The sequence below is a fragment of the Streptomyces sp. NPDC101160 genome, from assembly GCF_044768205.1.
Lineage (GTDB): Bacteria > Actinomycetota > Actinomycetes > Streptomycetales > Streptomycetaceae > Streptomyces.
Window position 1 is genome coordinate 314,365 of record NZ_JBIWPJ010000010.1, and the last position, 12,503, is coordinate 326,867.

Below are 12,503 nucleotides of genomic sequence, written 5' to 3' on the forward strand. Positions count from 1 at the left end.
CGCCCCCCCACCGGGCGGGGGGGGGGGGGGGGGGGGGGGGGGGGGCCGGCCCCCCCCCCGGGCGGGGGGGCCCCCCCCCCCCCCCCGCGCCCCCCCCCCCCCCCGCCGCCGGGTCGTCAGGCGGACTCGCCGTCCTGGCGACGTTGGGGGCGAGCACGTCACCGCGCCGCTGCCGGAGACCGGCGAGGAGCGCATCCGCGCAGCCGTCCACGGCATCGCGACCGCTGCCGGCCGGCTGTCAGGCGGAGGCCCGACAGCCGGCCGGCCCGCCCGGACAACTGCCCGCGGCCCTGCCCGGGCCCCAGCCGGGCCCCAGCCAGGCCCCCGCGCGGGCCCCCCTGGCCCCGCCCGCGGCCCCGACCCCCGGGCCCCCGCCCGGCCCTCGCACGGGCAGCCGCCCGACAGCCGCCCGGTGCGACAATGCCCGGCATGGACGCGCGGGAACTGGAACGGCTCGTCGAGCGGGCCCGGGGGCTCACCCGGGACGGGCATCGCCGGGTGCTGGGCATCGCCGGGCCGCCCGGGGCCGGGAAGTCGACGCTCGCCGGACACCTCGTCGCGGGGCTCGGCGGTCTCGCCGCCCTCGTGCCGATGGACGGGTTCCATCTGGCGCAGGCGGAGCTGGAGCGGCTGGGGCGGGCCGGGCGGAAGGGCGCGCCGGACACGTTCGACGCGGCCGGGTACGCCGCGCTGCTCGGGCGGCTGCGGGCCGCCGAGCCCGGAGTGACCGTGTACGCGCCCGCCTTCGACCGGGCGTTGGAGGAGCCGGTCGCCGGGGCCGTACCCGTACCGCCCGAGGTGCCGCTCGTCGTCACCGAGGGGAACTACCTGCTGCACGACGAGGGCCCCTGGTCCGCCGTACGGCCGCTGCTCGACGAGGTCTGGTACCTGGACCTGGCCGACCGTCACCGCGTCCCCCGGCTCGTCGCCCGCCATGTCCGCTTCGGCAAGGACCCGGAGCACGCCGCGCGCTGGGTCGCCGAGTCCGACGAGGCCAACGCCCGCCTGGTGGCGCGGGGCAGGGAACGTGCCGACCTCGTCGTCCGCATGACGTGACCGATAGGACGTGACCGGCGTGACGTGATCGACGTGATGTGACCGGCATGACGTGAGCCACCGGTCGGGCTCTACGGTGTGCGCATGACACACGCGCCGGTGGTCCTCGTCATCGACATGCAGAACGCCCTCGCCGCCATCGCCCACCGGGCCGCCGGCACCGTCGCCGTCATCGCCGGGCTCTGCGCCCGCGCCCGCGCCGCCGGTGTGCCCGTCGTCACCGTCCAGCACCACGGCGGCGGCCTCGAACCGGGCACCCCCGGCTGGCGCATCGTGCCCGAACTCGCCCCGGCGGCGGGCGAGACGGTGATCGCCAAGACCAGCGCCGACAGCTTCCTCGACACCGGTCTCGACGCCACCCTCCAGGCGCTCGGCGCGACCGAGGTCGTCGTGACGGGCTTCGCGACGGAGATCTGCGTCGACACCACCGCCCGCCAGGCGCTCAGCCGCCGCTACGACCTTGTACTCGTCGCCGACGGCCACACCACCTCCGTGCGGGACGGTGAGGGCCCGTACGCCGCGCCCGACGCGTCCGTCGCCCACCACAACGAGATCTTCCGCAACCTGGACTTCCCCGGGCGCTCCGTGCGCGTCCTGCCGGCCGCCGAGGTGGACTTCAGGCCGTCGGCACGCTGACGGCCCCCGTCGCGGCCGCGTGCTCGGCCGCTGCCCGCGCCCATGCCCGGACGACGGGGTGCGGGCGCGTGCCGTCGCCCGCCAGCTCGGGCTGGAAGAGCGTGGCGAGGAAGAAGGGGTGGCCGGGCAGTTCGGCGATCCGGACCTGGCCGTCGTCGTCGTGGCCGGTGAGGGCCAGGCCGTGCGCGGTCAGGGTGTCCAGATGGCGGCTGTCGGGGCCGTAGTTGCAGTGGTAGCGCTCGGTCGTCAGCTCGGCGCCGATCACCGACTCGGCGAGCGAGCCCGGCGTCACCCGCACCGGTCCCTCGTGGCCCACGAGCGAGCAGGCGAGCGGGGCGAGCAGCAGATCGGCCTCGTCGGCCGCCGGGTCGTTCTCGGCGTGCGCCGCCCGCTCCAGGCCGCACACGTTCCGCGCGAACTCCAGGAGCGCGTGCTGGAAGCCGGCGCAGGTGCCCAGGAACGGGATGCCGTCCTCGCGGGCCGTACGGATCGCGGCGATCGCGCCCGCCTCGCTCTCGTACGGGCTGCCGGGCAGCAGCCACACGGCGTCGAAGCCCTTCACGGCGCCCGGCTCCTCGGCGTTCCGGCTCTGGATCCAGTACGCGTCGAGGACGAGGCCGTCGCGCTCGGCGAGGGCGTCGAGCAGCATGGGGATGCGGATGTGGGACTTGACGTGCGGGGAGCGGTCGCCGACGAGGGCGATCCGGGGAGTGCGGGAGGTCTGCGGGCGGTTGTTCTGCGCGTTCATGACGCCCATGCTGACGGCGCTCGGTCGTTCACGTCCAACGATGGTTCCTGCACTCTGCATCAGGGATGCTTATCCGGCAGTTCGTGGGAACGGAGCGGGGCATCGCTCTCGTCCTCTACCGGAGAACGTGAACTCGCCCTGTTCTTGGGGACTTGATCCCGTACCTGGGGGACGACTTCCTGGGACGGTCGGACATCAACGGTGTGCTGGTCGACACGAGTGCTCTCCGGCCGACGACCCCGCCGAGCAGCGGTACGCGCTCGCCGGAGTCGAGGACCTCGTCGCCCGACTCCGGAGCGAAGCCCGGGGATAGGGTGCCGCCATGACGAACAGCGAGACCAGCGACAGCGGCGAGACCGGCGACTCGGGCGACGCCCGCGACTGGGAAGAGCGCGTCGCCGCCGCCTGGGCCGAGCTCGACGCGTACGCCGACGACCCCGCCGCCTTCCGCGCCCGTATCGCGGAACTCGCCGCCGAGCGCGCCGAGGACGAGCCCGTCGCCCTCTTCGAGCAGGGCGCCGCACACGACTCCACCGGCGAGCCCGAGCAGGCCGTGCGCCTCTACCGGCGCGCCCTCGACGGCGGGCTCACCGGGCTGCGCCGTCGCCGTGCCGTCATCCAGCTCGCCAGCAGCCTGCGCAACCTCGGGCGCCCCGACCAGAGCGTCGAACTCCTCACCGAGGAGCGCGCCGTCCCCGCCGACCGGCTGGACGCCGACGAGACCGCCCTGTCCGCCGCCGTCGACGCCTTCCTCGCGCTCGCCCTCGCCGACACCGGCCGCGAGCGCGAGGCCGCGGCGCTCGCGCTCGGCGCCCTCGCGCCGCTGCTGCCCCGCTACAACCGCTCCCTCGCCCACTACGCCAAGGACCTGCTGAAGACGCCCCAGGGGTCCTGAGCCGGTGGACCCGCACCTCCTCCGCACCTACGTCGCCGTCGCCCGGCTCGCCTCCTTCTCGGAAGCGGCCCGCGACCTCGGCTACACCCAGTCCGCCGTCTCCCAGCACATCGCCGCCCTGGAGGCCGACCTCGGCGTGCCGCTGCTCACCCGCCGGCCCGTCGCCCCCACCCCGGCCGGCGAGCGGCTGCTCGAACACGCGGGTTCGCTGCTGCTGCGCCTCGACGCGGCCCGTGTCGACCTGGCCCGCTTCGCCGCCGCGCCGCGCGGGACGCTCACCCTCGTCGCCTCCCCGCTCGCCCTGCACCCCCGGGTCCTCGCCGCGCTGCCCGCCGCCGGCGTCACCCTGCGGACCCTGCCGCGCGACGAGGTCCCCGCCGCCGTCGCCGTCGGGGAGGCCGACCTCGGGCTCGTCGACGGGCTCGCCGCGCCCAGCGACCCGCTGCGGCTGCCCGACGTCGCCCCGCTCACCGTCCGCGCCGTCGCGGAGGAGCCCCTCGTCCTGGTCCTGCCGGCCGGCCACCCCCTGGCCGGGCGCCCCGGACTCGACCTCGCCGACCTCGTGGACGCCCGCTGGCTCGACGCGCCCGACGCCGGCTTCCCGCTCGACCGGCTGCGCGCCGTGCACGGCGGCCCGGCCGGCCACGGCTTCCGTACCGCGCTGCGCTACGAGGGGACCGACGTCCGTGCCCTCGCCGCCCTCGCCGCCGCCGGACACGGCCTCGCCCTGCTGCCGGCCTCAGCCGCCGCGGGCGTCCCGGGCGCGGTGCCGGTGCCGCTCGCCGCGCCCCGCCTCGTACACCGCACGGAGCTCCTGCACGCCGGAGCCGAACCGGCCGGTCCGGCGGCCCAGTTGACCAGGCAGCTCTCCCTGCGCGCCCCGAACGGCCGATAGTCTGGCGAGTGGCCTGTGGCCACCGGCCAGAGCGGCGACGAAAGGCGGGCGACGTGGGGTGGTTCCGGCGAGGGCCCAGACGCGACGACGGGGACGCGCCGAGGGACCCGGAGTTCTCGTACTTCTCCGAGCGCGAGGCCGCGCTCTTCCGCGGCCGGGTCCGGGCGACCTTCGCCGAGCTCGGGCTCGAAGTCACCGTCTACGCCGACCACGTGACGGACAACGCGGGCCGTCGCTTCGGCCTCGGCAACCTCGCCGCGGTCTGCCACCAGGACCCGCGCGGCACCCGCGTCTGGCCCCGCCTGATCGACCGGCACGTCCGGCTCGTGGTCCGCGCCCTAGAAGGCCCCTCCGCGCTCGACACCCTGCCGCCCGAGCAGATCCGCGCCCAGCTCTACCCGCGCGTCGTCAGCGGCGACGGCATCGACCCGGGCACCTTCGGCTACGCCCGCAGCGTCGCCCCCGGGCTCTACGAGGTCCTCGCGCTCGATCTGCCGGAGAGCGTCATGACCCTCACCGACGAGGCGCTGGAACGCCTCGGCGACCCGGCCCGGCTGCGCGCCCGCGCGCTCGACAACCTGCGCGGGCTGCCCGTCGAGGGCCACGAGACCGTCAAGGACGCCGACGGCATGAGCTTCGAGGTCATCCTCGGCGACTCCTTCTACACCGCGAGCCGCGTCCTCGACCTCGACGCCGTCGTCCGCCGGGTCACCGGCCGGCCGCTCACCGACGACGGCGCCCTCGTCGCCATGCCGTTCCGGCACCAGCTCGCCTTCCACCCCATCCGGGACACCACGATCGTGCCCGCGCTCGGCGCGATGGCCTCCTTCGCCGCCTCCGGTTACGAGGACACGCCGGGCGCCATCAGCCCGTACGTCTTCTGGTGGCGGGCCGGCACGCTCACCCAGCTCAGCGAGCACGGCGAGGACGACGGCCAGCTGCGGATCGTCGTCGGCGACGAGTTCCAGGCGCTGCTCGAACGCCTCATCGTGCGCGGCCCCGACCAGGGCCGGTAAGCAGTCGCGTCGCCCGTCCGCGCCGGGCAGGATGGCGTACGTCGAGGAGGAGATCACCCATGCCCGAGAGCCGCACGCCCGAGAGCGCCGAGAGCGCCGAGAGCGCCTGGAGCACCGCGCCCGCCGGCGGCGCCGCACCCGCCCCCTTCACCGCCGACGACTACCGGGCCCGGATGGCCCGGGCCGCCGACTCCGCCGCCGCGGCGGGGCTCGCCGGCGTGCTCGTCGCGCCCGGCCCCGACCTGGCCTATCTGACCGGCTACCAGCCCACCGCGATCACCGAGCGGCTCACCGTCCTCGTCCTCGCGCCCGGCCGGGACCCGGTGCTCGTCGTGCCCACCCTGGAGGCCCCGGACGCCGCGAAGGCCGCGGGCGCCGCGGCCCTGACCCTGCGCGACTGGACCGACGGCAAGGACCCGTACGCCGTCACCGCCCCGCTGCTCGACGTCTCCGGCCGGTTCGGCGTCAGCGACAACGCCTGGGCCATGCACCTGCTCGGCCTCCAGCAGACCCTGCCCGACACGTCGTACGTGTCGCTCACCGAGGCCCTGCCGATGCTCCGCGCCGTCAAGGACGAGGCCGAGCTGGCCCGCATCGCCGCCGCCGGGGCCGCCGCCGACGCGGCGTACGGCGAGATCCTGAAGGTCCGCTTCGCCGGCCGCAAGGAGACCGAGGTGGCCGCCGACCTGGCCGCTCTCCTCATGGAATTCGGCCACTCCCAGGTCGACTTCACCGTCGTCGGCTCCGGCCCCAACGGCGCCAACCCGCACCACGAGGCCGGCGACCGCACCATCGAACGCGGCGACATGGTCGTCCTCGACTTCGGCGGCCTCAAGCACGGCTACGGCTCCGACACCACCCGCACCGTCCACGTCGGCGAGCCCACGGACGAGGAGCGGCGCGTCCACGACCTCGTACGGGAGGCGCAGCAGGCCGGTTTCGAGGCCGTACGGGCCGGGGCCGCATGCCAGGACGTCGACCGCGCGGCCCGCCAGGTCATCACGGACGCGGGCTACGGCGAGTACTTCATCCACCGCACCGGCCACGGCATCGGCGTCACCACCCACGAACCCCCGTACATGATCGAGGGCGAGGAGCTCCCGATCCTGCCCGGCATGTGCTTCTCCATCGAGCCGGGCGTCTATCTGCCGGGCCGCTTCGGGGTGCGCATCGAGGACATCGTGACGCTGACGGAGGACGGCGCCGGACGCCGCTTCAACACCACCTCGCGCGAGATGGCGATCGTCGAGTAGCGGCCCGGCCCGCGGTCATCCGTCACCGAGGACGACCGCGGACTCCGCCGGCAGCCTGAGCAGCCCGTCCCGGCCGGGTGCCGCCGTCCGCTCCCAGGCGGCGAGCACCCGGTCGCGGCCGTTGGAGCCGAGCGCGATGTCCGCCGGCTCCTTGCCCAGGTTGACCGCGACCCGGACGTCGCCGCGCCGGAAGACGAGCCAGCGCGCCTCCTCGTCGTACGCCACCTTCACGCCGCCCAGATCGGGGTCGGTGAGGTCGGGCAGGGTGCGGCGCAGCGCGATCAGCTCGCGGTACCAGGCGAGCAGCCGCTTGTGCGGGTCGCGCTCGCGCTCGGCGCGGTCCAGGACCGAGCGGTCCCGGGTGGCCGGTTCCTGCGGGTCCGGGACGTCGTCCTCGGCCCAGCCGTGCGCCGCGAACTCCCGGCGCCGGCCCCGCCGTACGGCCTCGGCGAGCTCCGGGTCGGTGTGGTCGGTGAAGTACATCCAGGGCGTCGTCGCCCCCCACTCCTCGCCCATGAACAGCATCGGGATCGCCGGGCCGGTCAGGACGAGGGCCGCCGCACAGGCGAGCAGACCGGGGGAGAGGGTGGCCGAAAGACGGTCACCGGTGGCCCGGTTGCCGATCTGGTCGTGGGTCTGGGAGTAGCCGAGGAAGCGGTGGGCGGGCGTGCGGTCACGGTCGACCGGGCGGCCGTGGTGGCGGCCCCGGAAGGCGGAGTACGTGCCGTCGTGGAAGAAGACCCGGGTGAGCGTCTTGGCGAGCGCGGCCATCGGGGCGCGCGCGAAGTCGGCGTAGTAGCCCTGGGACTCACCGGTGAGCGCGGTGTGCAGGGCGTGGTGGAAGTCGTCGTTCCACTGGGCGTGCAGACCGAGGCCGCCGACCGCGCGCGGGGTGGTGGTGCGCGGGTCGTTGAGGTCGGACTCGGCGATCAGGAAGTGCTGCCGGCCCTGCTCCCTGGCCAGCTCGTCCACGGCCGCCGACAGCTCCTCCAGGAACGTCAGCGCCCGGGTGTCGGCGAGGGCGTGCACGGCGTCGAGGCGCAGGCCGTCGATCCGGTAGTCGCGCAGCCAGGCCAGCGCGCTGCCCAGGAAGTACGCCCGCACCTCGTCCGAGCCGGGCGCGTCCAGGTTCACCGCCGCGCCCCACGGCGTGTGGTGGGTCTCGGTGAAGTACGGCCCGAAGGACGGCAGATGGTTGCCGGACGGGCCCAGGTGGTTGTGCACCACGTCCAGGACCACGCCGAGGCCGAGCCCGTGCGCCGTGTCCACGAAGCGCCGGAGCGCCGCCGGCCCGCCGTACGGCTCGTGCACCGCCCACGGCGCCACCCCGTCGTACCCCCAGCCGTTCACCCCGGGGAACGGACACAGCGGCATCAGCTCCACATGGGTGATCCCGAGCCCGGCCAGCTCCCCGAGCCGCGCCGCCGCCGCGTCGAGGGTGCCCTCGGGGGTGAAGGTGCCGACGTGCAGCTCGTACAGGACGCCGGCGCGCACCTTCAGCCGGGGGGTCTCGTGCCGCCAGGCGTACGTGTCGTGGTCGACGACCGCGGCGAGGCCGTCCGGTCCGTCGGGCAGCCGGCGGGCGCGCGGGTCGGGCAGCGGGGGCCCGCCGTCGAGCGAGAAGCCGTAGCGGTCGCCGTCGGCGGCGGGCACGACCCCGGTCCACCAGCCGGCCCGCTCGGCGTCCCGCTCCAGCGGGTGCTCGGCGCCGTTCAGTTCCAGCGTCACCCGGTCACGGGCGTGCGGCGCCCATACCTCGAACAGCACGCGACGGTCCCCTCGACGACGACGTACGACGGACGACTACGGGACCATCCTGGCAGTCAGTCGCCCTGACCGCCCGGTGCGTCCCACACGAAGTTGATCGCCCGCGCGAAGGCCGTGTAACCCGCCCGGGCGAACGAATTCGCCATCGGCACGTTCCCGACGTCCGTCGCCGCCCGGATCCGCGGCACGTCCTCGGCGGCGAGCACCCGGGTGCCCTCGGCGAGGATGTCGTCGACGTAGCCCCGGCCGCGGTGGGCGGGCAGCACGCCGATGTACGCGATGATCGGGTGGTAGTTGTTGCGCGCGGGCACGACGAAGCCGACCGGCTCGCCGGTGCCCGGCAGCTCGGCGATCCGCCACCACGCGCGGGGCGTGGTGTACCGCGCGAGCTCCTCGTCGTAGTGCAGCTCGGCGGCCTCGCGCGGGGAGAGCCCGCCGGCGAGGTCGGCCCTGCCGTGGGCGTCGAGGGTGCCCTCCATGACCGGGGTCATCAGCGCGAGCAGGTCCTCGCGGTCGCGGACCGGCCGGAAGACCAGGCGCCCGCCCGGCGCGGGCACCGGGGTGCCGGGCCGCCACTCCAGGCGGAGCCGCTCGACGAGCGGCCGGGCGCCGGAGGCCTCAAGCACCCCGAAGAGGGTCTCCAGGCGGCGGCGGGTCTCCGGGTCCTCCCGCCAGTCCGCCGGCATGAAGCGCCCGAACTCGGGACGCGGTCCGTCGCCGAGGACCGCCGCGCTCGCCGTCTCCAGGAGCTGCCGGCCGGTCTCGGCGGCCTCCTCCGGCGCCAGCGCGGGATCGAGGTCGAAGAAGTCGAGGGTCTGCGGTGCGGCCCCGGGCCGGCCGGTCCACCAGCCGACGCGGCCGACGAGCCGGTCGCCGCGCAGCGCCACCCACAGCCACTCCGGGCGGCGCCGGCCGGTGGCGAGGTCGTCCGCGAGCTCGTCGTCGAGGACGTAGTCGAGGCGGTTGAAGAGGTCCAGCTCCCCGGTCCCGGCGAGCGGCCGGACGACGAGCGGGGCATCGGACGGGTGCGACGTGTGATGCGAGGTCAAGTTGAGGGTTCCCCCAGGTAGTCGAGTCGCCAGACCGTAGCAGCGATCGTGCCGGACGGCACCCGGGTTATCGGGGTCCCTTCTGGACACCCCGGGGCCTTCCGGCCGACAATCACGGATGTGACGACCCCTTACGAGCTGCCGGCCGGTCCGCCGGACGCCCCTCGGCTGAGCGACGCCGAGCGGGAGCGCGCGCTCGCGGTGCTGCGCGAGGGCGCGGCGCAGGGGCGTCTGTCGCACGACACCTTCCTGTTCCGGATGGAGCGGGCGCTCGTCGCCCGGCGTCCCGACGAACTCGCCCTGCTCACCGCGGATCTGGCGACGGAGTCGCCGTGGACGCGGCGGGTGGTGGGCGCGGTCGAGAAGATGTCGGCGTTCACGGCGAAGCTGGGCCGGGCCTGGCATGCCGAGCGGCTGCCGAAGCTGCTGCTGCCGCAGCCGGGGCCGTATCCGCTGCGGATCGGGCGCGACCCGGTGAACGGGCTGCGGCTCAGCCACGAGACGGTGTCCCGGCTGCACGCGGAGCTGTCCCTGCATGGCGGTATGTGGGTGCTGCGGGACCTCGGTTCCACCAACGGCACCACCGTCAACGGGCGCCGGGTGACGGGCGCGGTGGTGGTGCGGGCCGGGGACCAGGTCGGTTTCGGACAGATGACCTTCCGCCTCTCGTTGACCTGAGGCCGACTGAGGCCGACTGCGGTTGACCCGAGGTTGACCGGAGGTTGACCTGAGTCGGGCGGGACCGAATCACCCGTTCGGCGGTATACCTGCTGCGACCGGGTCTTCCCGGTGATGGTCTGGGGAGACGCGCGCCTGACCGACGAGGGGGCGAGATGAGCGACCAGCCGAACCGCACACCGCATCACGCACCACACCACCACGCGCCCGACCGGCGGGCCGGCCGGCGGGACCCGTGGGCCGAGCTGCCCACCATGGCACCCGCCCGGCCGGGCCCCGGGCCCGGGCCGGCGCCGCACCGGCGCCCCGAGGTGCGCCGGGTGGCGCCCAGTCCGCTGGAGCCGGGCGCGGGCCGCGACCCGTACCGCGTCTACCGGGTGCTCCGCGAGGAGTTCCCGCTCACCCACGACCCGCTGCTGCAGGCCTGGGTGCTGAGCCGGTACGCGGACGTGGCGAGCGCTCTCACCGACGCCCGCTTCACCCATGGGCACCGGCCCGGCGACCCGCCGTGCGCGGAGACCCACACCGACGTGGACGAGGCCGAACTGCGGGCCGTCGCCGAACGCACCGCGTTCGTCCTCGCCCGCCGGATCGCCGACCGGCCGCGCGCCGACCTGGTCGCCGACTTCTGCCACTGGCTGCCCGCGGGCACCGTCGCCGCGGCCGTCGGCGTCCCGTACCGCGACATGATGCGCCTCGTCCGCGGCCGGGCCGCCTCCGCGCTCGCCGGGCAGTGCACGGCCCAGATCGCCGTACGCGAGAAGGCCCTGGCCGGCTTCCTCGCCGACGTCCTCACGGACCCCGAGCGGACCGCCGCCCTCCGCGACGCGCCCGCCGGCCTGGTCGCCCGCGCCTGGACGGAGTCGCTGCGCCGCGAGCCCCCGGTCCAGGTCGTCATGCGCCGCACCCGCGGCGAGATCAGGGTCTCCGGCGGCACCCTGCCGGCCGGTGCCCCCGTCGCCCTCCTCATCGGCGCGGCCGGCCGCGACCCCGAACGCTTCCGCGCCCCCGACCGCTACGACCCCTTCCGCGACGACCTGGGCCAGCTCACCTACGGCGCCGGCTACTGCCCGGCCGTGACCCTTGCCGCCCTCGAAGCGGAATACGCCCTCCGCGCGCTCTTCCAGGCCATGCCGCGGCTGCGTCTGGCGGACGGCTTCCGGCCGGAACGGGCGGGTGTGATCACCCGGGCGCCGAGGAGCCTGATGGTCCTGCCGGGAGGCTAGCTCCGGTCGGGGGCCCCGCCCCGGTGCCGGGGCGGCGGTCAGTCCTCGGAGTCCGGATGGACCCCAGGGCCGATGTGCGCTGCCTCTGCCGCCCAGTCGATCCGCTCCCGCTCGCTGCCGGCCGGTACCGCGTGGAAGGTGGCCGACAGCCAGGCGCACAGCGCCGCCCGGTCGACGTCGACCAGGACCGGAAATCCCGTACCGCCGAGCCGTATACGCACCCGTCCGCCGTGCCGCCCGCCGTGCCCGCCGCCCCGCCGGCCGCCGCGCCGATCGCGGTCCCGCAGCGGCCACAGCTGGACGTCGCCCTCCCCGCAGGCGGTCCGGGTGCCGCAGTGCAGCAGTTCGCGGGAGAGCGTCCAGTCCACCGACTGACCGAACTGGCCGAAGGAGACCCGGACCGCCCACGGATCGCCGGGGTCGTACGCGAACGTCACCTCGATCGGGAACTCCAGCTCCGCGTGCACCCGGTGCCCCACCGTGTGCCAAGGGCCGACCAGAGGTGTCGCCGTGCGCCCGGTCCGGTCGTCACGTCGCTGCGGTTCGGACATGTCATATCCCTTCTCCGCCTGCATTCGCCTGCTGTTCGCGTAACCGCTGTCGCCGGACCTATGCGTCCGGCGCGCGTACGGGGCGAAATCCGTGTGCGGAGCGGTCGGTTCGCGCTGTCGGCCGGGCTGCTCGGCCGACAGCACGCGCCGGACGAGAAGGCGGTCAGGACACCGCCGCGGCCGCCTCGCCGGACCGGGAGCGCGCGGACCACCAGACCGAGCCGAGCAGCAGCAGGCCCGGGACGACTCCGGCGGTCACCTGGATCGCCTGGGCGGGGGCGTCGGCGGCCGCCAGGGCCAGGCCCGTCGCGCCGCAGACGGTGATCGCGGCGGCGAGGGTGTGCAGGGACGGGCGGTGCCAGGCGACGGCGAGACCGAAGAAGTGGACGCCGACGACGAAGGCGATCCAGCCGACGGAGGCCTGGGGCGCGTGCAGCACGCGGGCGATGACCACGAGGCCGGCCGCCAGGGCGAGCACCTCGGCCGCCACCACGTACCAGTAGCGGCGTCCGAAGCGGGGGCCCGCGGCCGGTGCGGGCGCCGGCCGGGCGCGGCGGCCGAAGACGACCACGCCGAGGAAGGCGGCGATGGCGGCGAGGCGCAGCGGGGTCGCGACCCCTGTGGGCAGGAATCCGACGTTCGCCGCGACGAAGAAGAGACCGAAACCGGCCCCGATCAACCGCCCTACCTGATCTTTTGTCATGATCATCAGCTTAGTCGGGCGCGCTGGGGG

The 12,503-nt window shown here is 75.4% G+C and carries 13 protein-coding genes; 8 read left to right on the forward strand and 5 right to left on the reverse strand.

The annotated features are described in order from the left end of the window. Positions 1–420 precede the first annotated feature (420 nt). Both ACIRSU_RS31150 and ACIRSU_RS31155 read left to right on the forward strand, forming a co-directional pair. The gene (locus ACIRSU_RS31150) at positions 421–1,056 is read left to right on the forward strand and encodes a nucleoside/nucleotide kinase family protein (RefSeq protein WP_403799209.1); all 636 of its coding nucleotides are present in this window, start codon (positions 421–423) and stop codon (positions 1,054–1,056) included. Between the two features lie 84 nt (positions 1,057–1,140). Then, on the forward strand, positions 1,141–1,692 hold the full coding sequence (locus ACIRSU_RS31155; protein ID WP_403799211.1) for an isochorismatase family protein: 552 nt from the start codon (positions 1,141–1,143) through the stop codon (positions 1,690–1,692). Here the strand turns inward: ACIRSU_RS31155 and ACIRSU_RS31160 are convergent. Beyond that, the gene (locus ACIRSU_RS31160) at positions 1,673–2,440 is read right to left on the reverse strand and encodes a hypothetical protein (protein ID WP_403799213.1); all 768 of its coding nucleotides are present in this window, start codon (positions 2,438–2,440) and stop codon (positions 1,673–1,675) included. The two genes, ACIRSU_RS31155 and ACIRSU_RS31160, sit on opposite strands and share 20 nt — an antisense overlap. A 322-nt stretch (positions 2,441–2,762) precedes the next feature. On the opposite strand from ACIRSU_RS31160, the gene ACIRSU_RS31165 reads away from it, so the two are divergent. The 4 genes from ACIRSU_RS31165 (at position 2,763) to ACIRSU_RS31180 (ending at position 6,499) form a co-directional block, all read left to right on the forward strand. Next, positions 2,763–3,335, forward strand: coding sequence for a tetratricopeptide repeat protein (locus ACIRSU_RS31165; protein WP_403799216.1), 573 nt, complete (start codon positions 2,763–2,765; stop codon positions 3,333–3,335). Positions 3,336–3,339: 4 nt separating this feature from the next. After that, entirely contained in the window at positions 3,340–4,230 is an 891-nt protein-coding gene (locus tag ACIRSU_RS31170; RefSeq protein ID WP_403799219.1) for a LysR family transcriptional regulator, read from the forward strand. Between the two features lie 53 nt (positions 4,231–4,283). Then, on the forward strand, positions 4,284–5,246 hold the full coding sequence (locus ACIRSU_RS31175) for a hypothetical protein (protein WP_403799222.1): 963 nt from the start codon (positions 4,284–4,286) through the stop codon (positions 5,244–5,246). A gap of 173 nt (positions 5,247–5,419) precedes the next feature. After that, entirely contained in the window at positions 5,420–6,499 is a 1,080-nt protein-coding gene (locus ACIRSU_RS31180) for a M24 family metallopeptidase (RefSeq protein WP_403799313.1), read from the forward strand. A 15-nt stretch (positions 6,500–6,514) separates the two neighbouring features. On the opposite strand, the gene treZ is transcribed toward ACIRSU_RS31180, so the two are convergent. Continuing rightward, positions 6,515–8,266 (reverse strand): malto-oligosyltrehalose trehalohydrolase, encoded by a 1,752-nt coding sequence (treZ, locus tag ACIRSU_RS31185; protein WP_403799224.1) that lies wholly within the window; start codon positions 8,264–8,266, stop codon positions 6,515–6,517. A 56-nt stretch (positions 8,267–8,322) separates the two neighbouring features. Continuing rightward, positions 8,323–9,315, reverse strand: coding sequence for a GNAT family N-acetyltransferase (locus ACIRSU_RS31190; RefSeq protein WP_403799226.1), 993 nt, complete (start codon positions 9,313–9,315; stop codon positions 8,323–8,325). 120 nt (positions 9,316–9,435) lie between these two features. Between ACIRSU_RS31190 and ACIRSU_RS31195 the strand changes: the two genes are divergently transcribed. Beyond that, complete coding sequence (locus ACIRSU_RS31195) at positions 9,436–9,993, forward strand: FHA domain-containing protein (RefSeq protein WP_403799229.1); 558 nt, start codon at positions 9,436–9,438, stop codon at positions 9,991–9,993. A gap of 155 nt (positions 9,994–10,148) precedes the next feature. Then, positions 10,149–11,219, forward strand: coding sequence for a cytochrome P450 (locus ACIRSU_RS31200; protein WP_403799232.1), 1,071 nt, complete (start codon positions 10,149–10,151; stop codon positions 11,217–11,219). A gap of 38 nt (positions 11,220–11,257) precedes the next feature. On the opposite strand, the gene ACIRSU_RS31205 is transcribed toward ACIRSU_RS31200, so the two are convergent. Continuing rightward, complete coding sequence (locus ACIRSU_RS31205) at positions 11,258–11,770, reverse strand: SsgA family sporulation/cell division regulator (RefSeq protein WP_403799235.1); 513 nt, start codon at positions 11,768–11,770, stop codon at positions 11,258–11,260. A 163-nt stretch (positions 11,771–11,933) separates the two neighbouring features. Then, the gene (locus tag ACIRSU_RS31210; RefSeq protein WP_403799238.1) at positions 11,934–12,473 is read right to left on the reverse strand and encodes a hypothetical protein; all 540 of its coding nucleotides are present in this window, start codon (positions 12,471–12,473) and stop codon (positions 11,934–11,936) included. Positions 12,474–12,503: the final 30 nt, after the last annotated feature.